The following is a 19,441-nucleotide window of genomic DNA, read 5'->3' on the forward strand; positions in this document are numbered from 1 at the left end:
GCCGCCCGCCGCATCCGCCGGATGCCCGCCGCCGTCTCGCCGGAGGTGCGCCGGCCGGGCAGGGACAGGAACCCGACAGGAGCCGAAGATGCCCGAGCCCGACGCCTCGCCCCGCCACGAGATAGCCCACCTCGGGCACGTGGAACTCCTCACCCCCGAGCCGGAGAAGAGCCTGGACTTCTTCGTCCGGGTCCTCGGCCTGACCGAGAACGGCGCCGCCGGCGACTCGGTCTACCTGCGCACCTGGGACGACTACGAGCACCACAGCCTCAAGCTGACCGCCGCCGCGACCTCCGGCGTGGGCGCCACCGCCCTGCGCGCCTCGAGCGAGGCGGCGCTCAGGCGGCGGGTCGCCGCCGTCGAGCGGCGCGGGCTGGGGATCGGCTGGGCCGAGGGCGAACCGGGCCTCGGGCCCACCTACCGCTTCCGCGACCCCGACGGCCACCTGATGGAGCTCTACTGGGAGACCGAGCGCTACCGGCCGCCCGCCCACCTGCGGCCCGCCCTGAAGAACCAGGCCCAGGCGTACCCGGGCCGCGGGGTCGGGGTGCGCAGGCTCGACCACGTCAACTACCTCGCCCGCGAGGCCGCGGCCAACGGCGGCTTCGTCTGCGAGGCCCTCGGCGGCCGGGTGACCGAGCAGATCCGGCTGGACAGCGGCGTGATCTCCGGGCAGTGGACCCACTTCGCCCAGAAGTCCTACGACCTCGTCTACACCAACGACCGGACCGGGTCGAGCGGGCGCCTGCACCACATCGCCTTCGCCACCGACACCCGCGAGGACATCCTGCGCGCCGCCGACATCGCCCTGGACAACGGGATCTTCATCGAGACCGGCCCGCACAAGCACGCCATCCAGCAGACGTTCTTCCTCTACGTCTACGAACCCGGCGGCAACCGCGTCGAGTTGTGCAACCCCACCGGGCGGCTGATCTTCGCCCCCGACTGGGAGACCGTCACCTGGACCGAGGCCGAGCGCGCCAAGGGCCAGGCGTGGGGCCTGAAGACGATCGAGTCCTTCCACACCCACGGCACCCCGCCGGTGCCCCCGCGCGCACCCGGGTGACCGCGGCAGGCGGCGGCCGGCGGCCGGATACGATACCGACGACATCCGGGGCGATCTCCGGGAGCGAGGGCCGCGCCCCCCGGAAGGCCATGCGGGGCGGCGGCCGGAAGGCGCGCGCCGCCGACCCGCGCTCGCCCGGCCCCGGCCCCGGGCCCGTGGAGGGTGAGACAGCAATGGCAACAGGCGCCGGCGCGGCCGCAGACCCGGCCGGTGGCGGACCGGCCTCGGTCGTCGACGCGATTCGCGACACGATCACCAGCGGCGACTTCGCGCCCAACCAGCGCCTCGTCGAGGCGGAGTTGTCCGAGCAGTTCGGCGCCAGCCGGGCCGCGGTGCGCAACGCCCTCGTCCAGCTGGCCACCGAGGGCCTGGTCGAGCGCATCCAGAACCGCGGGGCCCGGGTCCGCGCGGTCTCGCTCGACGAGGCCATCGAGATCACCGAGGTCCGCATGGCGCTCGAGGGCCTGTGCGCGGCCAAGGCGGCCGAGCGCGCCACCGAGGAGGACCGCGGCACGCTGCGGGAGATCGGGGAGCGGATGCGCGAGGCCGTCGCCCGCGGCGACGTCTTCGGGTACTCGGACCTCAACCGGCGGCTGCACGCGCTGGTCCTCACCCTGAGCGGGCAGCGCACGGCCCGCACCGTCCTGGAGCGCCTGCGCGGGCAGAACGTCCGCCACCAGTTCCGGCTGGCCATGCAGCCCGGCCGCCCCCACGTCTCGCTGCCGGAGCACCTGCGGATCATCGAGGCGCTGTGCGCGGCCGACCCCGGGGCGGCCGAGGCCGCGATGCGGGCGCACCTGCGCAGCGTCATCGACGCCCTCCCCGAGGTGGAGCGCAGGGGCCCGGGCCCCACCGGCCCCGCCTGAGCCCCGGCACCGGGCGGGCGCCCGCGCGGGGCGCCGTAGGCTTGGGGTCCCATTCCCTCACCGGTCGGAGTCCTTGTTCCGTGAGCAGTCGGCCGCCGCGCGCGCCCAGGCCCCATCGCCGCCCCCACCGCGACCCCGTGCGGGTCCTCGCCTTCGATGCCCTGCGCGCCGTCGACGAGCGGCGGGCCTATGCCAACCTCGTGCTGCCGCCGCTCCTGACGAAGGCCCGCAGGGCCGGGGAACTGGACACGCGGGACGCCGCCCTGGCCACCGAGCTGGTCTACGGGACGCTGCGCCGCCAGGGCACCTACGACGCGGTGCTCGCCGCGTGCGTCGACCGCCCGCTGCGCGAGGTGGACCCGCCGGTGCTGGACGTACTCTCCCTGGGCGCACACCAGTTGCTCGGCACCCGCATCCCGGTCCACGCCGCCGTCAGCGCCAGCGTGGAACTCGCCAGGTACGTGCTCGGCGACGGGCGGGCCAAGTTCGTCAACGCCGTGCTGCGCCGCGTCGCCGCCCACGACCTCGACGGCTGGCTCGACCGCCTCTGCCCGCCCTACGACGAGGACCCCGAACGCCACCTGGCGCTCCGGCACGCCCACCCGCGCTGGATCGTCTCCGCGCTGTGGGACGCCCTCGGCGGCGGCCGGGAGGAGATCGAGTCCCTGCTGGCCGCCGACAACGAGCGGCCGCGGGTGACCCTCGCCGCCCGCCCGGGCCGCGCCACCCGGGAGGAACTGCTCGCCGCGCAGCCGCAGGCCGAGCCCGGCCGCTGGTCCCCCTACGCGGTGCGGCTGGCCGAGGGCGGCGAGCCCGGCGCCCTGGACGCGGTCCGCGAGGGCCGCGCCGGGGTGCAGGACGAGGGCAGCCAGCTGGTCGCCCTCGCGCTGGCGGGCGCCCCGGTGACCGGGCGCGACACCCGCTGGCTCGACGGCTGCGCGGGCCCGGGCGGCAAGGCCGCGCTGCTCGCCGGCCTGGCCGCGGAGCGCGGTGCCGCCCTGCTCGCCGCGGAGCGGCAGCCGCACCGGGCCAGGCTGGTCGCCCGCGCCCTGGCCGGCAACCCCGGTCCCTGTCAGGTGATCGTCGCCGACGGGCGCAGGCCCGCCTGGCGGCCCGGCGCCTTCGACCGGGTGCTGGTCGACGTGCCCTGCACCGGCCTCGGCGCCCTGCGCCGCCGCCCCGAGGCCCGCTGGCGGCGCGGGCCGGAGGACCTGGACGGGCTCGCCTCGCTCCAGCGCGGCCTGCTGCGCTCGGCGCTCGAGGCCGCGCGCCCCGGCGGGGTCGTGGGGTACGCGACCTGCTCGCCGCACCTCGCCGAGACCCGGGTCGTGGTCGGGGACGTGCTCAAGGGGCTGCGCGGGCCGGGCGATCCGCGGGCCGAGTGGATCGACGCCCGCCCGCTGCTGCCCGGCGTCCCCGGCCTCGGCGAGGGCCCGGACGTGCAGTTGTGGCCGCACCGGCACGGCACCGACGCGATGTACCTGGCGCTGCTGCGCCGCACCGCGTGACCGGCGTCACGCCCCATGCTGAATACTGGGGGCCATGGCTCAGATCAACCCCAGCATGCTGTCCGCCGACTTCTCCCGGCTCGCCGAGGAGGCCAGGGCCGTGGAGGGCGCCGACTGGCTGCACATCGACGTGATGGACAACCACTTCGTGCCCAACCTGACGCTGGGGCTGCCCGTCGTCGAGTCGCTGCGCAAGGCCACCGACATCCCGCTGGACTGCCATCTGATGATCGAGGACCCCGACCGCTGGGCGCCCGCCTACGCGGAGGCGGGGGCCGGCTCCGTCACCTTCCACGCCGAGGCCGCCGCCGCCCCGGTGCGCCTGGCCCGCGAGCTGCGTGCCAAGGGCGCCAGGGCCTCCATGGCGCTCAAGCCCGCGACCCCGATCGAGCCGTACGAGGACCTGCTGCCCGAACTGGACATGCTGCTGGTGATGACCGTGGAACCCGGCTTCGGCGGCCAGGCGTTCCTCGACATCATGCTGCCGAAGATCCGGCGCACCAGGAGGCTGATCGAGCGGCACGGCCTGAGCCTGTGGCTCCAGGTGGACGGCGGGGTCTCCGCCGAGACGATCGAACGCTGCGCGGAGGCGGGCGCGGACGTCTTCGTGGCCGGCTCCGCCGTCTACGGGGCGCAGGACCCGGCCGCCGCGGTGCGCGCCCTGCGCGAGCGGGCGGAGCGCGCCCTCGCCCCCGCGCCCCGCGCGGACTGACGTCCGGGTGAACGGCCGCTGTCGATCGGGTTCCGCGGCCTCCCCGGGGCGTCGGGGACGAATCGGGGGTCCGCCGGATCTGCGAGGATGAACAGGCGGTTGGTGTGCGGGAAGACGGACTGAGGGACAGTGAGGTGAGTGCGGTGCCGACCGGGAGGTCAGCCACACGGATGGGGCCCGCCGAGCTGATGCAGGCGGCCGCGATGGCGCGCCGCTTCTATCTGGAAGGCAAGTCGAAGATCCAGATCGCCGACGAGTTCGGGGTCAGCCGGTTCAAGGTGGCCCGGGTGCTCGAATCGGCGGTGGAACACGACTTGGTACGCATCGAGATCCGGGTCCCCGCCGAGCTTGACGCCGAACGGTCGGACGCGCTGCGCGCCCGCTACGGGCTGCGGCACGTGGTGGTCGCCGAGTCGCCGGCCGACGCGGCGGACGACACCCCGGACCCCGAGCATCTGGGCGAGGTGGCCGCCGACTTGCTCGGCGAGCTGGTCTCCGAGGGGGAGGTGATCGGCCTGGCCTGGGGCCGCTCCACCATCCACATGGCGCAGGCGCTGCGCGAACTGCCGCCGTGCACCGTGGTCCAGCTCACCGGCGTGTACGACGCGGGCACCGCGGAGCGCGGCTCGGTGGAGGCGGTGCGCCTGGCCGCGGCCGTCTCCGGCGGCGAGGCCCACCCCATCTACGCGCCGATGCTGCTGCCCGACTCGGCCACCGCCGCGGCGCTGCGCGGCCAGCCGGGGATCGCGGCGGCCTTCGAGTACTTCGACAAGGTGACCATCGCGGCGGTGTCCATCGGCTCCTGGGAGGCGGGGATCTCCGCCGTGCACGACATGCTCGGCAAGGAGGAGCGCGAGCACTACGCCTCGCTCGGGGTGGCCGCGGAGATGTCCGCGCACCTCTTCGCGGCCGACGGCCGCCGGGTGGGCCGCGACCTGGGGGAGCGCTGCATCACCGTCGAGGCCGAGCGGCTGCGGCGGATTCCCGAGGTGGTGGCCATCGCGGGGGGCCGCCGCAAGGCCGACGCGATCGGCGCGGTGCTGCGTTCCGGGCTGGTCACCAGCCTGGTCACGGACACGACCGCGGCCGACCGGCTGCTGGCCCAGCCCCCAGGGCGCCGCCCCGCCCTGGACCGCGCCGACCCCGACGAGTAGCGGGGCCGGCGCCGGGCCTCAGACCCGGGCCCCGGCCCGGCCGGCGCCGGCCGCCTCCGCGAGGAGCGGCCGGATGATCTCGTCCGCCACCCAGCGGGCGGGCCGCGGCGGGTAGGGCCGGGTCAGGTTCAGCACCACGTGCGTGACGCCCATGCCGAGCAACGCGCGGGCGGTGGCCCGCACGGCCGCGGGGTCCTCGTAGGTCACGTGGAACTGCACCGAGCGCGTGATCTCCGCCGGGTCGCGGCCGATCTCCGCGCAGTGCCGGTCGAGGACCGCCGAGCGCTCCCGGACGAAGGCCAGGTCGTTGTGCGGCGGCCCCGGCACGTTCCACACGTCGGCGTGCTCGGCCACCACCCGCAGGGTCCTGGTGCCCCAGCCGCCGATCAGCAGCGGCGGGCGGCGCGGCGGCCGCGGCTCGCAATGCGCCCCCCGCAGCCGGTAGTAGCGGCCCTCGAAGTCGACCCGCTCCTCGGTCCACAGCCGCCGCAGGATGGTGCAGGACTCGGCCAGCCGCGCCACCCCCTCGCCTGGGGAGACCAGGTCGAGGCCGTAGGCGGCGTACTCGGCGGTCGCCGGGTTCTGCCCCGGCACCCCGCCGGCGCCGTCCGGCTGGCGGGTGCCGCCCACGCCGATGCCCACCGTCAGCCGCCCGCCGGAGACGGCGTCGGCGGTCGCGGCGATCTTGGCGAGCACGGCCGGGGGCCTGATCCGGTTGCTCGTCACCAGCAGGCCGAGGCCGATCCGCCGGGTCTGGGCGGCGAGCGCCGCAAGCAGCGTCCAGCCCTCCAGGACGGGGCCGTTCCGCGGGCCGAACATCGGCATCATGTGGTCCCACAGCCAGGCGTGCTCGATGGCCTCGATCTCGTCCGCCTCCCGCCACACGCGGGCGATCTCCTCGTAAGGGAGGTGCGCGGGCGTGGTCTTGATGCCGAAGCTCGGTCTTCTCTGGTGCTCGGTGGGCATGCGGTGCCTTTCCTCGACGAGCCGCGGCACGGCGCGCCGCGCGACTCGTTAGCCGGGTATCGTTAGCCAGGCTAACGAGCTTCCCCGTGGGGCGCCAGGGGAGGGGGAACGGCTGGGCTAGGGTCGGCCGCATGAGCGATCTCCTCCGCCTCTTCACCCGGGCGCACAAGCTGCTGCGCGCCGCCTCCGACGAGGCGATGAGCAGGCACGGCGTGCGCGTCGGCCAGAACCTGCTGCTCGAAGTGCTGTGGGAGACCGACGGGCTCACCCCGGGCGAGCTGGCCCAGCGGCTGCGGGTGGCCACCCCGACGATCGTGAAGTCCACGGCCAGGATGGAGGCCGCCGGGCTGCTCACCAAGCGCCGCGACCCCGCCGACGCCCGGCTGGTCAGGCTGCACCTCACCGAGCGCGGCCGGGCGGCGCGCGAGCCCGTGCAGGCGGCGCGCGCCGAGTTGGAGCGCCACGCGACGGCGACGCTGACGGCGGAGGAGCGCCGGGTGCTGCGCGTGGCGCTCACCAAGATCGTGGACCGGATGGAGGCCGCCGCGGGAGGGGAGACCGACTCGATGAAACGTGCGGAAGTCGGCCATAATGACGTAGGAGCGCCAGCTCCCCACCCACCGGAACGACCGAGCAGCAGGTGAGAGGGAGCATGCGGTTTCTCAACGACTCCACCCCGGGCTACGACCTGACCTACGACGACGTCTTCATGGTCCCCAACCGTTCGGCCGTCGGCTCCCGGCACGGGGTCGACCTGAGCACCGGGGACGGCACCGGCACCACCATCCCGATCGTGGTGGCCAACATGACGGCCGTCGCGGGCCGCCGGATGGCCGAGACGGTGGCCAGGCGCGGCGGCCTCGTGGTGATCCCCCAGGACATCCCGCTGGACGTCGTCACCGACGTCGTCGCCTGGGTCAAGGGCCGCCACCTGGTGCTCGACACCCCGATCGTGCTCGCCCCCACCCAGACCGTGGGCGACGGCCTGGCCCTGCTGCCCAAGCGGGCGCACGGCGCGGGCGTCGTCGTCTCGGCCGAGCGCCCGGTCGGCATCGTCACCGAGGCCGACCTCACCGGCGTGGACAGGTTCACGCAGCTGGGCGAGGTGATGTCCAGGGACCTGCTGGTGCTGGACGCCGCCCTCGACCCGCAGGAGGCGTTCGCCGCCCTGGACGCGGGCAACCGCAAGATCGCCCCGGCCGTCGGGCCCGACGGCAGGCTGGCCGGCATCCTCAGCCGCAAGGGCGCGCTGCGGGCCACCCTCTACACCCCGGCCACCGACGCCGCGGGCAGGCTGCGGGTCGCCGCCGCGGTCGGGATCAACAACGGCTCGGCCAGCCGCGCCAAGGCCCTGCTGGAGGCGGGCGTGGACACGCTGGTGGTGGACACCGCGCACGGCCACCAGGAGTCGATGATCGCCACGCTGCGGGCCGTCCGCGGGCTCGACCCGCAGGTGCCCGTGGTCGCGGGCAACGTGGTCTCCGCGCGCGGCACCCGCGACCTCATCGAGGCCGGGGCCGACATCGTCAAGGTCGGCGTGGGCCCCGGCGCCATGTGCACCACGCGGATGATGACCGGGGTGGGCAGGCCGCAGTTCTCCGCGGTGCTCGAATGCGCCGCCGAGGCCCGCAGGACCGGGCACCACGTGTGGGCCGACGGCGGTGTCAGGCACCCGCGGGACGTGGCGATGGCGCTCGCCGCCGGGGCGTCCAACGTGATGATCGGCTCCTGGTTCGCCGGCACCCACGAGTCGCCGGGCGACCTCCAGCAGGCGGCCGACGGGCGGCTGTACAAGGAGAGTTACGGGATGGCCTCGGCCCGCGCGGTGCAGAACCGCACCTCGGAGGAGTCGGCCTACGAGCGGGCCCGCAAGGGGCTGTTCGAGGAGGGCATCTCCACCTCGCGGATGTACCTCGACCCCGAGCGCCCCGGCGTGGAGGACCTGATCGACTCGATCATCGCGGGCGTCCGCTCCGCCTGCACCTACGCGGGCGCGGCGAACCTGGCGGAGTTCGCCGACCGGGCCGTGGTCGGCGTGCAGAGCGCAGCGGGCTACGCCGAGGGCAAGCCGCTGCACGCCAGCTGGCAGTGATCCGGGGGAGGTTGGCGAGGGCGGGGCTGTCGGGCCGGGGCGCGGGCGTGATGTGCTGCCCGTCATGAGCACACAGACCCGCCAGGGATACAGCGGAACGGGGCCTGGCCCCATCACGCCCGACGGCTGTGCGGTCGAGCACTGGCTCAGGCTGCCGGTCGGACCGGAGCCCGACATCGTCGCGGCGGCGGTGCCGCCGGGCGTCGGCATCCTCGAACTCGGCTGCGGCGTGGGGCGGGTGACCCATCCGCTGCTGCGCCGCGGCTTCCGCGTCACGGCCGTCGACGAGTCCCCCGAGATGCTGGCCCACGTGCGGGGCGCGCGCACCGTGTGCAGCCCCGTGGAGTCCCTCGACCTCGGCGAGGAGCGCTTCGACGTGGTGCTGCTCGCCTCCTTCCTGGTGCACGCGGGCGATCCCGCGGTGCGGGCCGGGATGCTGCGCGCCTGCCGCCGCCACGTCGCGGAGGACGGCTGCGTCCTCATCCAGCGCGAGGGCGCCGACTGGCACGAGCGGGTGCCCCGGGAGAGCCGGATCGGCGAGGGCCTGGTGCGGGTGGCCTCCGCCGAGCCCGCGGGCGGGGGCACCTCCAGGATTCGCGTGGAGTACGCGTACCCGGACGTGACCTGGACCCAGACCTTCCTGTCCTACCGCTACACCGAGGAGAGCTTCGGGCGGGCCCTTGCGGAGGCCGGGCTCGCGCTCGACGCGGTGCTCACCGACGACCGCACCTGGGTGCGGGCCCTGCCGGCGCCCTTGCCCGAGTGAACGCTTCCCGGCGCCGCCGCGCGGCACCGCGGCCTCCCGGCCCCGGGCGGCGGCGCCGGGGCGAGGCGCCCGGGCCCGCCGGCGGCGCGGGCCGGCGACGGGAGGCCGGGCCGCGTTCTTCCTCTGGTCAACTTTCGTGCACACCCAGGGGGTTGAGCTTCCCTCTACCCGCCAGTAGCTTCAACTTCCGGATACTCGGGCCCACTTCGGCGGGCCACCCCCCACATCCGGAGGTTGCGCATGCGCACGCGTCAACGGATCGCCACCGCCCTCACCGCTTCCGCGCTCGCCGTCGGCGCCTTCGCCGCCTCCGCGGCCCCCGCCGAGGCGGTACCCGCGGACAAGGCCCAGGTCGTCACGAGCTGGACCCAGACCAGCGCGTCCAGCTACAACGCGTGGCTGGCCGCGCGGAACAACCAGAGCGCCTGGAGCGCCTACGAGTTCGACTGGAGCACCGACTACTGCTCCAGCTCCCCGGACAACCCCTTCGGCTTCCCCTTCCAGCTGTCATGCGCGCGGCATGACTTCGGCTATCGCAACTTCAAGGACCTGGGCACCTTCGCGGCCAACAAGTCACGACTCGACAGCATGCTCTACGCGGACCTGCAGCGGGTCTGCGACGGCTACTCCGGCGCGAGCGGGGTCGCCTGCGACGCCCTGGCCTGGACGTACTACCAGGCCGTCAAGGAGTTCGGCAGCTGAGGCCGGCGGCCGCGGGCGCAAGGTCCCCCGACCTCGCGCCCGCGGCCGCTCAGCGGTCCGCCGCGGCCGTCGCGGGACGGCTGTCCGCAGTCACCGGCCCGCCCGGCCGGCGTACGCCAAGCACCCCTGCGGCGCACACCAGCACACAGGCCGCGGCGGAGATCATTCCGAAGGAGGCGCGCAGGGTGGCCACTTCCCCCACGGCGCCGATCAGCGTCGGGGCGATCAGCCCCGTCGTGTAGGTGATGGTCGCCACGCCCGCTATCGCCTGGCTCGGGTTGGGCCCGCTGCGCCCGGCCGCCGCGAAGGCGAGCGGCATCACGACCGCGATCCCGATGCCGAGCAGGGCGAAGCCCGCGATGCCCTGGGCCGGGGTGAACGCGGTCACCACGAGCAGGCCGCCGGCCACGGCGAGCACCCCGCTGCCGCGCACCGTGCGCACCGTGCCGTACCGCCGCACCACCACGTCCCCGGCGAGCCGGGCGACGGCCATGGTGCAGGCGAGGGCGGTGTAGCTCGCGGCGGCCACGGCCGCGGAGGAGCCCGTCAGGTCGCGCAGGTACACGCCCGACCAGTCCATGCTCGCCCCCTCGGCGAGGATGGCGCACATCCCGACGGCGCCGATCAGCAGCGCCGAGCGCGGCGGCAGCGCGAACCGCGGCGGCGGGGCCGCCTCCGGCTCCGGCCGCACGTCGAGCAGGCCGCGGCAGACCAGCACGCCGGTCACGGTCAGCACGGCCGAGGCCAGGGCGAGGTGGATCCTGGCGTCGAGGCCGAACCCGATGGCGGCGACGCTGCCGAGCGAGCCGAGCAGGGAGCCCACGCTCCACCGGCCGTGCAGGCCCGACATGATCGACTTCCCGAACTCCCGCTCCACATCCACGCCCTGCGCGTTCATGGCGACGTCCGACATCCCGGAGGCCGCCCCGTACCCGGTCAGCACCACGCACAGCGTGAGCATGCCGGGCGCGAGCAGGGGGAGCGCCAGGGACACGGTCCACAGCGCGAGCAGGCCGCGGACGGCGGCGCGCGCCCCGTGGCGGTACATGAGGCGGCTGGCCAGCGGCATCGAGACGGAGGCCCCGATGGCGGGGAAGGCCAGCGCGAGGCCCAGCTCGCCGGTGCTCAGGTCCAGGTGGTCCTTGAGCCAGGGCACGCGGGTGGCGAAGCTGCCCACGACGCATCCGTGCAGGGCGAAGACGACGCCCACGGCCCGCCTGGCGCGGCGGACCCGGTCCCTGTGGAGGGTGACGCTGTGCTGCTGTGGCATGGCGTTGCCATTCCTCCCGAAGAGCGGCGTGGACGCCGGCGGTTGCCGGCGAGGGGTGGCGGGCTGGGGGCGGACGAAGGAGGGGACGGGGGAGCGGGGAGGCGGGGGACGGAAGACCGGCGAGGGAGGGGGCGAGGCGCGGTGGGTGCGCGCCAAGGGTCGGCGGGCGCCGTTGGGGAGGCCGGCAGCCGCCGGCGCCCGCCGACAGCCAGGGTCGTGCCCTGCGGCCGGAAGTAAACTATCAGGAAGGTTGCCTAATAGAAAGTCTGCGAGGATTCCCGCATGACTGCCCGTACCGCAACGCCCAGGACCGCACGGGCGATCAACGACCGCATTGCGCTGGATCTGCTGGCCGAGCACGGCCCGCTCACCGCGGGCAGGCTGCGCGAGCTCACCGGGCTCTCCCGCCCCAGCGTCGCGGACCTGCTGGCCAGGCTCGCGCGCGGGGGACTGGTGCGGGACGTGGGGGAGGCCGGCGAGGACCGCAGGGGGCCCAAGGCACGGCTGTACGGCCTGGTCGCCGACCGGGCCCACGTCGCGGCCCTGGACGTGCGCACCGACAGCGTGGCCTTCGCCCTGGCCGACCTCGCCGGGCGCACCGTCGCCCACGTCTCGCTGCCGGTCCCGCCCCGCGCCGGCGAGGGCGCCGCCGCCCCCATGGTCCCGGCCGTTCTCGGCGCGTTCGAAAAGGCCATGGCCGAGGCCGGGATCGCCACCCTCCACACCGCCGTGATGGGCGCCCCGGGCCTCGCCGACCCGGTCAGCGGCGCGCTGCGGCCCTTCAGCTCACTCCCCGCCTGGCACCGGGAGTTGCTCGCCGCCCTGCGCGAGCGGCTGGGCGGGCCGGTCCTGGTGGAGAACGAGGTCAACCTCGCGGGCCTCGCGGAACACCGGCTCGGCGCGGCCCGGGACCGCGACACCTTCGTCCTGGTGTGGCTCGGGCACGGCACGGGCGCCGCCCTGGTCCTCGACGGGGTGCTGCGCCGCGGCGCCTCGGGCGGCGCCGGAGAGGTGGGCTTCCTGCCGGTGCCCATCACCGGCGGGCTGCCGAACGCGGTGGAGTGCGGCGGCGGCTTCCACGCCCTCGCCTCCAGCGCCGCCGTCTGCGACCTGGCCGTCGCGCACGGCCTCGGCCCGGCCACGGGCCAGGACGCGGCGGCGGCCGAGGAGCTGGTGCGCCGGGCCGTGGCCGAGGAGGCCGCCGGCTTCCTCGACGAGCTCGCCGGGCGGGTGGCCGTCGGCATCGCGGGCGTGATCGCGGTGCTCGACCCCGGCTGCGTGCTGCTCGGGGGCGAGGTCGGCAGGGCCGGCGGACAGGCGCTCGTCGACCACGTGGCGCGGCGGCTGCGCGCCCTCTCCCCGCTGGAGGCCGAGGTGCGCGCGGCGACCGTCGGCGGCAGCCCCGTGCTCGGCGGGGCCCTGGCCGTCGCGCTCGACGCCGCCCGCGCCGACCTGTTCGGGCCGGGCGCCGCCGTGGCCGGCCGCGGACGCTGACCCGGCGGCCCGCCGGGCACGCGGGAGGGCCGGCCGGGCACGCGGCAGGGCAGGCCGGGCGCCGCTCCGTGCGCCCGTCACCGGGATGGCGGGAAGGACCGGGGAAAACGGGCCCGGCCCGGCGGAACGCGGCGGCCCGGGAGGGAGACCGCGCAAGGGGCGCGTGCCGGGGCCGGGCGCGCCGGTGCGGGCGATGCGCGCGCCGCGGCGGGCGGGAGCCGGCCGGGCTGTGAGCCGTCCCACACGCAGGCATGAGCCGTGGGCGCGCGTGGCAGACTGGTGGGCGTAACCGTGACAACGCGCACTCCGGGGTCGGTGAAACTCCGAACCGGCGGTAAAAGTCCGCGACCCGGCCGCTGCCAGCGGCCGGTTGACCAGGTGGAATTCCTGGACCGACGGTGAAAGTCCGGATGGGAGGCAGTGCGCGGCGGATCGGGTGCGGTGTGCCGCGGTCGCCCTGCCCTGAGGGACCCGCCTCTCCCCGTGCCACCCGATGCGCCCTGCCGGAACGCCCCGGAGCCGTGCCCACAGAGGCAGGAGGAACCGGGTGGCGTCCCCGTCCCTTGCGGCTTCGGCCGCTTCCCGCGACGCACGCGAGACCCAGGCGATGCGCCGGGCCATCGAGCTCGCCGCCCGCGGCCTCGGCACCACCAGCCCCAACCCCGTCGTCGGCTGCGTCCTCCTCGACGCCGCAGGGCGGCAGGCGGGGGAGGGCTGGCACCGCGTCGCCGGCGGCCCGCACGCCGAGATCGAGGCCCTCGCCCAGGCCGGCCAGGCCGCCCGCGGCGGCACCGCCGTCGTCACCCTCGAACCCTGCAACCACACCGGCCGCACCGGCCCCTGCGCCCAGGCCCTGATCGACGCAGGCGTCGCCCGCGTCGTCTACGCCGTCGCCGATCCCCACCCCAGGGCCCGCGGCGGCGCCGCCACGCTGGCCGCCGCGGGCGTCGAGGTGGCCCGCGGGCCGCTCGCGGCCGAGGCGGCGGCGGGGAACGCGGCCTGGCTGACCTCGGTGCGGCTGGGCCGCCCGCACGTGCGCTGGAAGTACGCCGCCACCCTCGACGGCCGCGTCGCCGCCGCCGACGGCACCAGCCGCTGGATCTCCTCCCCGCAGGCGCGGGCCGAGGTCCACCGGCTCCGCGCCCGCGCCGACGCCGTCCTCGTCGGCACCGGCACCGCCCGCGCCGACGACCCGCACCTCGCCGCGCGCGGCGTGCCGGGCGCCCGCCAGCCGCTGCGGGTCGTCCTGGACACCGAGGCCAAGGCCGTCGCCCCCGGGGCCCGGGTGCTCGACGGGGCAGCCCCCACCCTGATCGCCGTCGCCCGCGACGTGCCGCCCGACCGCACCGCCCCCCTCGAAGAGCACGCCGAGGTGCTGCGGCTGCCGCGCGCCGCCCACGGGCCCGGCCTTGACCTCTCTGCCCTGCTCACCGCCCTGCACCGGCGCGAGGTGGTCTCCGTCCTGCTGGAGGGCGGGCCGACGCTGGCCGGCGCGTTCGCCGCCGCGGGGGCCGTCGACGAGGTCGTGGGCTACCTCGCCCCCGTCCTGCTCGGCGCGGGCCCCACGGCCCTCGCCGACGCGGGAATCACCACCCTCGCGCGGGCGTTGCGCCTGCGCGTCACCGACGTCACCCAGGTCGGCTCCGACGTGCGGATCACCGCGGTCCCCGCCGAAGCACCCACCTTCGCAGCCAAGGAGTCCTGAGTTGTTCACCGGAATCGTCGAAGAACGTGGCGAGGTCGTCGCCCTGGAGCGCGCCGGCGAATCGGCGCGGCTGCGGCTGCGTGGCGCCAAGGTCACCGAGGGCAGCGGCCACGGCGACTCGATCGCGGTCAACGGCGCCTGCCTGACCGTCGTGGACGTCGGCGAGGGCGAGTTCACCGCCGACGTGATGGCCGAGACCCTGCGCCGCTCCACCCTCGGCACCCTGGCCCCGGGCGACCCGGTCAACCTGGAGCGCCCGATGGCGCTCGGCGGGCGACTCGGCGGCCACCTCGTCCAGGGCCACGTGGACGGCACCGCGACCGTCCTCACCCGCACCCCCGGCGAGCAGTGGGAGAGCGTGGCCTTCTCGCTGCCGCCCCAACTCGCCCGCTACGTCGTGGAGAAGGGCTCCATCACCGTGGACGGCGTCAGCCTCACCGTCGTCGAGGCGGGCCACGACCGCTTCACCGTCGGTCTCATCCCCACCACCCTCGCCCTCACCACGCTCGGCCGCAGGCAGCCGGGCGAGCAGGTGAACCTCGAGGTCGACGTGCTCGCCAAGTACGTCGAGCGCCTCCTCGCCCACCGGGAGCCGCAGCCGGCCGGCGGCGCCGGCGCCCTCGCCGGCCTCCCGGAGGCCGGCGAGCGGGCCGGGAGCGGGGTGAGCCTCGGGTGAGCGCCCTCGATCAGCTCAACTCCACGGCCTTCACCGCCTTCGGGCAGGACGTCATCTGGTCGGACTTCACCGGCAACCTCGCCGGCCTCGCCGCCCTGGCCCTGGGCTGGCGGCGTTCCCTGCTCACCTGGCCCGTGCAACTCCTGTCCGGCGCCATCCTCGTCGCCGCCTACGCCTCCGCCCACCTCAGCGGCGGCGTGGGCAAGCAGGTGCTGGTCATCCTCGTCGCCGGCTGGGGCTGGTGGCAGTGGCGCCGCGGCGGCCGCACCTCGGGCGACGGCCAGATAGCGGTCCGCTTCGCCACCTGGGCCGAGCGCGGGGTGCTCGCCGGGGGCGCCGCCGTGGGCACGGTGGCCGTCGGCGCGCTCTTCGCCGCCTTCCCCGACCTCTCCTGGAACCCGTGGCCCGACGCCTACATCTTCGTCGGCACCCTGGCCGCGATGGTGGCCCAGGCCCGCGGCCTCGTGGAGTTCTGGATCGCCTGGCTGCTGGTCGACCTGGTCGGCGTCCCGCTGGCCTTCGACAGCGGCCTGCCCTTCTCCGCCCTCGTCTACATCGTCTACTTCGTCCTCGTCCTGTGGGGCATGCGCGACTGGTGGCTGCGCTCCCGCCGCTCTCGCGAAGCGGTGGCGCGGCCCGCACTGGAAGGAGCAGCAGCGTGACCGTGGCCGAGCCCGCCCAGGCGATCCACGCCGGCGGAGGAGAAGAACGGGAAGGCGCGCTCGACCCCGTCGAGCGGGCGATCTCCGACATCGCCCTGGGCCGCCCGGTGGTGGTGGTGGACCGCGCCGACCGGGAGAACGAGGGGGACCTCATCGTCGCGGCCGAGCTGGCGACCCCGGAGACCATCGCCTTCATGATGGCCGAGTGCCGCGGCCTGATCTGCGTGCCGATGGCAGGGGCCGACCTGGACCGGCTGGCCCTCCCGCAGATGGTGGAGAAGAACACCGAGTCGATGGCCACCGCCTTCACCGTCTCGGTGGACGCCACCGCGGCGCACGGCGTGACCACCGGCATCTCCGCCGCCGACCGGGCCACCACCATCAGGCTGCTGGCCGACCCGGCCGCCGACCCGGCCGACTTCTCCCGCCCCGGCCACGTCTTCCCGCTGCGCGCCCGCTCCGGCGGCGTGCTGGTCCGCCCCGGGCACACCGAGGCGGGGGTCGACCTCGCCCGGCTGGCCGGGCTGCGGCCCGCCGCCGTCGTCGTGGAGATCGCCGGGGAGGACGGCACCATGCTGCGGCTGCCCGCGCTGCGCGCCTTCGCCCGCAGGCACGGCCTGCCGATCATCTCCATCGAGGACCTCATCGCCTACCGCCGCGCCGCCGGGCGGGCCGGCCTGCCCGCGGTGCGCCGCGAGGCGGACGTCAGCCTGCCCACCGCGCACGGCGACTTCCGGGCCCTCGGCTACCGGGCCGCCGCGGACGGCGTGGAACACATCGCGCTGGTGGCCGGGGACCTCGGGGACGGCGAGGACGTGCTGGTCAGGCTGCACTCCGAATGCCTGACCGGGGACGTCTTCGGCTCCGGGCGCTGCGACTGCGGCCCCCAGCTCGCCGCCTCCCTCGACCGGATCGCCGCCGAGGGCCGCGGGGTGGTGCTGTACCTCCGCGGCCACGAGGGGCGCGGCATCGGGCTGCTGCCCAAGCTGCGCGCCTACGAGCTGCAGGAACGCGGCCTGGACACCCTCGACGCCAACCTGGAACTCGGCCTGCCCGCCGACGCCCGCGACTACGCGGCCGGCGCCGGCATCCTCGCCGACCTCGGCGTGCGCTCGGTGCGGCTGATGACCAACAACCCCGACAAGACGGCCGCGTTGCTGCGGCACGGCCTGCGCGTCACCGGCCGCGAGCCGGTCCCGGTGCCGCCGGGCGAGCACAACCTGCGGTATCTGCGCACCAAGCGGGACCGGATGGGACACGCGCTGCCCTGGCTCGACCCCGCCCCGGTCTCCGCCTGCGGCAACGAGTGACCGCCGGCCCCGGGACGGCCGGGCCCGCGGCGGCCCGGCACCCGGCGCGGCGGGCCCCGCGCGGCCGTGAACCGCGTGCGGCAGCCGGGGAATCGCGCAGGACGCGAACACGTCACGAAGAAAAGAAGAAAAGACGCCAAGAAGGCCGAGAAGGCGAAGAGACCGGTCGGAACACCACGACCGGACGGCAGGAGGGTGGACAGCGGTGAGTGGTAAGGGCGCCCCGGACCTCGTGGTGACGGGAGGTGCCGGCCTGCGCGTCGCGATCGTCGCCGCGCAGTGGCACGAGAAGGTGATGGACGGCCTCCTCGCGGGCGCCCGGCGCGCGCTCGCCGAGCTCGACGTGCCCGATCCCGAGGTGGTGCGCGTCCCCGGCAGCTTCGAACTGCCCGTCGCCGCACGGGCCCTGGCCGCCCGCGGCTACGACGCCGTCGTCGCGCTCGGCGTCGTGATCCGCGGCGGCACCCCGCACTTCGACTACGTATGCCAGGGCGTCGCCCAGGGCCTCACCCAGGTCGCCGTCGCCACCGGGGTTCCCGTCGGCTTCGGCGTCCTGACCTGCGACACCGAGGACCAGGCGCTGGACCGGGCCGGCCTGCCAGGCTCCGCGGAGGACAAGGGGCACGAGGCGGCCACCGCCGCCGTCGCGACGGCGGGCACCCTGCGGGCCGTCGCGGCCCCCCGGCGCTGAGTGGCCGCCGGCACGCCGTAGGGTAAGAGGACCATGGCCAACAAGACATTCGACGAGCTCTTCGCCGAGCTCGAACGCAAGGCTGCCACCGGCGACCCCGGCACCTCGCGGACCGCAGAGCTGGTCGCCGCCGGGGTCCACGCCATCGGCAAGAAGGTCGTCGAAGAGGCCGCCGAGGTGTGGATGGCGGCCGAGTACGAGGGGGCGGAGCGGACCGCCGAGGAGATCTCGCAGCTGCTCTACCACCTCCAGGTGATGATGGTCGCCCGCGGCATCTCCCTCGCCGACGTATACGCTCACCTGTGAGGGCCGCCCGCGACCCGGGCCCGCCCGCCGGCACCGCCGGGACCCCTCCGCCCCGCGGCGGATCACCCACCCGTCCAGAACCTCACGGAAGTAAGGAAGCCCGTCCCATGCTGCGCATCGCCGTTCCCAACAAGGGCGCTCTCTCCGAGCCTGCGGCGGCCATGCTCCATGAGGCCGGCTACCGGCAGCGCAAGGACCGCCGCGAGCTGGTCCTGATCGACCAGGACAACCAGGTGGAGTTCTTCTACCTGCGCCCCCGCGACATCGCCGTCTACGTCGGCTCCGGGCGCCTGGACATCGGCATCACCGGCCGGGACCTGCTGCTGGACTCGGGCGCCGACGCCGAGGAGATCCTCCGGCTCGGCTTCGCCGCCTCGACGCTGCGCTACGCGACCCGCCCCGGCGGGGTGCGGGACGTGCGCGAGTTCGGCGGCCTGACGATCGCCACCTCCTTCGCCGGCGTGGTCAGCGCCCACCTGGAGGAGCACGGGGTCGACGCCTCGGTCGTGCACCTGGACGGTGCCGTGGAGACCGCGATCCAGCTGGGCGTGGCCGAGGTCATCGCCGACGTGGTCGAGACCGGCACCACGCTGCGCAACGCCGGACTCGAAATCATCGGCGCGCCCATCCTGGAGTCGGAGGCGGTCGTCATCCGCCGCACCGGCGCACGCGGGGAGGAGGCCGGGGCCGAGGCCAAGGTGCGGCAGTTCCTGCGGCGGCTCCAGGGCGTCCTGGTCGCCCGCAGATACGTGATGATGGACTACGACATCCGCGCCGAGCTGGTCGAGAAGGCCGTCGCCCTCACCCCGGGCCTGGAGTCGCCCACCGTGTCCCCGCTGCACGACCGCGGCTGGGCCGCCGTGCGCTCCATGGTGCCCGTCCAGGACGCGCAGCGCGTGATGGACGAGCTGTACGAGCTGGGCGCCCGCGCCATCCTCACCACCGGAATCCACGCCGCCCGGCTGTGATGAGCACGAGGGAACCGGCCGCGCCGCAGCTGCCCGCGCTGCCCGTCACGTTCCGGCCCACGGTCACCCGGGTGGTGCTGCTGAGCATCGGCGCGGCCGTCTTCGCCACCCTCACGCTGGTCGCGGTGCTCCTCCCGGCGGGGGAGGCGGTCGACTGGAGCGCCGCGGAGCGGGTCGCCTTCAGCCTCGGCGGCCTCCTCGTCTGGGCCGTGCTCGCGCTCCTCAGCCGGCCCCACGTGACGGCCGACGCCGAGGGGGTGACCGTGGTGAACCTCACGGTCAGGCGGCGGCTGGCCTGGGCGGAGATCCTGCGGGTCAACCTCAGGCCGGGCGACCCGTGGGTGACCCTCGACCTGGCCGACGGCACGGTGCTCGCGGTCATGGGCATCCAGCCAGGCGTCGCCCGCCGCACGGCCCTCGCCCACGCCAGGGCGCTGCGCGCCCTCGCCGAGGCCCACGGGACCGCCGGGCGCTGACGAGCGCCAGGGAGCCAGGCCCGCACGCCGGGGGCGGGGGCGAAGCCGGCG

At 75.6% G+C, this 19,441-nt stretch carries 20 protein-coding genes and 1 riboswitch; of the genes, 18 read left to right on the forward strand and 2 right to left on the reverse strand.

Features of this window, described 5'->3' with window-relative positions; all coding sequences use genetic code 11:
* Nucleotides 1–88 precede the first annotated feature (88 nt).
* From D7294_RS06235 to D7294_RS06255, 5 genes are all read left to right on the forward strand, one after another.
* Entirely contained in the window at nucleotides 89–1,066 is a 978-nt protein-coding gene (locus D7294_RS06235; RefSeq protein WP_120676411.1) for a VOC family protein, read from the forward strand.
* Nucleotides 1,067–1,239: 173 nt separating this feature from the next.
* Nucleotides 1,240–1,932, forward strand: coding sequence for a GntR family transcriptional regulator (locus D7294_RS06240; protein ID WP_120676413.1), 693 nt, complete (start codon nucleotides 1,240–1,242; stop codon nucleotides 1,930–1,932).
* An 80-nt stretch (nucleotides 1,933–2,012) separates the two neighbouring features.
* Nucleotides 2,013–3,440 carry an RsmB/NOP family class I SAM-dependent RNA methyltransferase gene (locus tag D7294_RS06245; protein ID WP_120676415.1) on the forward strand — a complete coding sequence of 476 codons (1,428 nt, stop codon included), beginning with the start codon at nucleotides 2,013–2,015 and terminating at the stop codon, nucleotides 3,438–3,440.
* A 34-nt stretch (nucleotides 3,441–3,474) separates the two neighbouring features.
* Nucleotides 3,475–4,152, forward strand: coding sequence for a ribulose-phosphate 3-epimerase (gene rpe / locus D7294_RS06250; RefSeq protein ID WP_120676417.1), 678 nt, complete (start codon nucleotides 3,475–3,477; stop codon nucleotides 4,150–4,152).
* Nucleotides 4,153–4,322: 170 nt separating this feature from the next.
* A complete protein-coding gene (locus D7294_RS06255) occupies nucleotides 4,323–5,306 on the forward strand; it encodes a sugar-binding transcriptional regulator (RefSeq protein WP_174248282.1) in 984 nt (327 codons plus the stop codon).
* Between the two features lie 18 nt (nucleotides 5,307–5,324).
* On the opposite strand, the gene D7294_RS06260 is transcribed toward D7294_RS06255, so the two are convergent.
* Nucleotides 5,325–6,272 carry an LLM class flavin-dependent oxidoreductase gene (locus D7294_RS06260; RefSeq protein WP_120676421.1) on the reverse strand — a complete coding sequence of 316 codons (948 nt, stop codon included), beginning with the start codon at nucleotides 6,270–6,272 and terminating at the stop codon, nucleotides 5,325–5,327.
* 131 nt (nucleotides 6,273–6,403) lie between these two features.
* On the opposite strand from D7294_RS06260, the gene D7294_RS06265 reads away from it, so the two are divergent.
* The 4 genes from D7294_RS06265 (at nucleotide 6,404) to D7294_RS06280 (ending at nucleotide 9,832) form a co-directional block, all read left to right on the forward strand.
* Entirely contained in the window at nucleotides 6,404–6,916 is a 513-nt protein-coding gene (locus D7294_RS06265) for a MarR family winged helix-turn-helix transcriptional regulator (protein ID WP_120676423.1), read from the forward strand.
* Between the two features lie 8 nt (nucleotides 6,917–6,924).
* Nucleotides 6,925–8,364, forward strand: coding sequence for a GuaB1 family IMP dehydrogenase-related protein (locus D7294_RS06270; RefSeq protein WP_120676425.1), 1,440 nt, complete (start codon nucleotides 6,925–6,927; stop codon nucleotides 8,362–8,364).
* A 64-nt stretch (nucleotides 8,365–8,428) separates the two neighbouring features.
* Nucleotides 8,429–9,130, forward strand: coding sequence for a class I SAM-dependent methyltransferase (locus D7294_RS06275; RefSeq protein ID WP_120677073.1), 702 nt, complete (start codon nucleotides 8,429–8,431; stop codon nucleotides 9,128–9,130).
* A gap of 240 nt (nucleotides 9,131–9,370) precedes the next feature.
* Nucleotides 9,371–9,832: a phospholipase gene (locus D7294_RS06280; protein ID WP_120676427.1), complete on the forward strand. Its 462-nt coding sequence runs from the start codon at nucleotides 9,371–9,373 to the stop codon at nucleotides 9,830–9,832.
* A gap of 49 nt (nucleotides 9,833–9,881) precedes the next feature.
* Here D7294_RS06280 and D7294_RS06285 read toward each other — a convergent pair whose 3' ends face one another.
* Nucleotides 9,882–11,102: an MFS transporter gene (locus D7294_RS06285; RefSeq protein ID WP_120676429.1), complete on the reverse strand. Its 1,221-nt coding sequence runs from the start codon at nucleotides 11,100–11,102 to the stop codon at nucleotides 9,882–9,884.
* A gap of 282 nt (nucleotides 11,103–11,384) precedes the next feature.
* Here D7294_RS06285 and D7294_RS06290 point away from each other — a divergent pair, with 282 nt between their 5' ends.
* The 9 genes from D7294_RS06290 to D7294_RS06330 all read left to right on the forward strand — a co-directional run bounded on the left by D7294_RS06290 (nucleotide 11,385) and on the right by D7294_RS06330 (nucleotide 19,390).
* Complete coding sequence (locus D7294_RS06290) at nucleotides 11,385–12,596, forward strand: ROK family transcriptional regulator (RefSeq protein WP_120676431.1); 1,212 nt, start codon at nucleotides 11,385–11,387, stop codon at nucleotides 12,594–12,596.
* Nucleotides 12,597–12,893: 297 nt separating this feature from the next.
* A riboswitch (FMN riboswitch) is annotated at nucleotides 12,894–13,024 on the forward strand.
* 179 nt (nucleotides 13,025–13,203) lie between these two features.
* On the forward strand, nucleotides 13,204–14,301 hold the full coding sequence (ribD, locus tag D7294_RS06295) for a bifunctional diaminohydroxyphosphoribosylaminopyrimidine deaminase/5-amino-6-(5-phosphoribosylamino)uracil reductase RibD (RefSeq protein ID WP_241562152.1): 1,098 nt from the start codon (nucleotides 13,204–13,206) through the stop codon (nucleotides 14,299–14,301).
* 1 nt (nucleotide 14,302) lies between these two features.
* Nucleotides 14,303–14,977 carry a riboflavin synthase gene (locus tag D7294_RS06300; RefSeq protein ID WP_120676435.1) on the forward strand — a complete coding sequence of 225 codons (675 nt, stop codon included), beginning with the start codon at nucleotides 14,303–14,305 and terminating at the stop codon, nucleotides 14,975–14,977.
* A complete protein-coding gene (locus D7294_RS06305; protein WP_120676437.1) occupies nucleotides 14,974–15,639 on the forward strand; it encodes a nicotinamide mononucleotide transporter family protein in 666 nt (221 codons plus the stop codon). Before D7294_RS06300 ends, D7294_RS06305 begins: the two co-directional genes overlap by 4 nt.
* Before the next feature lie 2 nt (nucleotides 15,640–15,641).
* Nucleotides 15,642–16,949, forward strand: a complete 1,308-nt coding sequence (locus D7294_RS06310) for a bifunctional 3,4-dihydroxy-2-butanone-4-phosphate synthase/GTP cyclohydrolase II (RefSeq protein WP_277751075.1) — start codon at nucleotides 15,642–15,644, stop codon at nucleotides 16,947–16,949.
* 205 nt (nucleotides 16,950–17,154) lie between these two features.
* Nucleotides 17,155–17,640, forward strand: coding sequence for a 6,7-dimethyl-8-ribityllumazine synthase (ribH, locus tag D7294_RS06315; protein ID WP_120676439.1), 486 nt, complete (start codon nucleotides 17,155–17,157; stop codon nucleotides 17,638–17,640).
* 33 nt (nucleotides 17,641–17,673) lie between these two features.
* Entirely contained in the window at nucleotides 17,674–17,946 is a 273-nt protein-coding gene (locus tag D7294_RS06320; RefSeq protein ID WP_120676441.1) for a phosphoribosyl-ATP diphosphatase, read from the forward strand.
* A 107-nt stretch (nucleotides 17,947–18,053) separates the two neighbouring features.
* Entirely contained in the window at nucleotides 18,054–18,914 is an 861-nt protein-coding gene (gene hisG, locus D7294_RS06325; RefSeq protein ID WP_120676443.1) for an ATP phosphoribosyltransferase, read from the forward strand.
* Nucleotides 18,914–19,390 (forward strand): PH domain-containing protein, encoded by a 477-nt coding sequence (locus D7294_RS06330; protein WP_120676445.1) that lies wholly within the window; start codon nucleotides 18,914–18,916, stop codon nucleotides 19,388–19,390. Before hisG ends, D7294_RS06330 begins: the two co-directional genes overlap by 1 nt.
* Nucleotides 19,391–19,441 lie beyond the last annotated feature (51 nt).

It is taken from the genome of Streptomyces hoynatensis (assembly GCF_003626535.1).
Classification (GTDB): Bacteria; Actinomycetota; Actinomycetes; order Streptomycetales; family Streptomycetaceae; genus Streptomyces; species Streptomyces hoynatensis.

Coding starts and splice junctions, on each gene's coding strand:
- D7294_RS06235 (WP_120676411.1), top strand. CDS start 89: ATGCCCGAGCCCGACGCCTCGCCCCGCCACGAGATAGCCCACCTCGGG.
- D7294_RS06240 (WP_120676413.1), top strand. CDS start 1,240: ATGGCAACAGGCGCCGGCGCGGCCGCAGACCCGGCCGGTGGCGGACCG.
- rpe (WP_120676417.1), top strand. CDS start 3,475: ATGGCTCAGATCAACCCCAGCATGCTGTCCGCCGACTTCTCCCGGCTC.
- D7294_RS06255 (WP_174248282.1), top strand. CDS start 4,323: ATGGGGCCCGCCGAGCTGATGCAGGCGGCCGCGATGGCGCGCCGCTTC.
- D7294_RS06260 (WP_120676421.1), bottom strand. CDS start 6,272: ATGCCCACCGAGCACCAGAGAAGACCGAGCTTCGGCATCAAGACCACG.
- D7294_RS06265 (WP_120676423.1), top strand. CDS start 6,404: ATGAGCGATCTCCTCCGCCTCTTCACCCGGGCGCACAAGCTGCTGCGC.
- D7294_RS06270 (WP_120676425.1), top strand. CDS start 6,925: ATGCGGTTTCTCAACGACTCCACCCCGGGCTACGACCTGACCTACGAC.
- D7294_RS06275 (WP_120677073.1), top strand. CDS start 8,429: ATGAGCACACAGACCCGCCAGGGATACAGCGGAACGGGGCCTGGCCCC.
- D7294_RS06280 (WP_120676427.1), top strand. CDS start 9,371: ATGCGCACGCGTCAACGGATCGCCACCGCCCTCACCGCTTCCGCGCTC.
- D7294_RS06285 (WP_120676429.1), bottom strand. CDS start 11,102: ATGCCACAGCAGCACAGCGTCACCCTCCACAGGGACCGGGTCCGCCGC.
- D7294_RS06290 (WP_120676431.1), top strand. CDS start 11,385: ATGACTGCCCGTACCGCAACGCCCAGGACCGCACGGGCGATCAACGAC.
- ribD (WP_241562152.1), top strand. CDS start 13,204: ATGCGCCGGGCCATCGAGCTCGCCGCCCGCGGCCTCGGCACCACCAGC.
- D7294_RS06320 (WP_120676441.1), top strand. CDS start 17,674: ATGGCCAACAAGACATTCGACGAGCTCTTCGCCGAGCTCGAACGCAAG.
- hisG (WP_120676443.1), top strand. CDS start 18,054: ATGCTGCGCATCGCCGTTCCCAACAAGGGCGCTCTCTCCGAGCCTGCG.
- D7294_RS06330 (WP_120676445.1), top strand. CDS start 18,914: ATGAGCACGAGGGAACCGGCCGCGCCGCAGCTGCCCGCGCTGCCCGTC.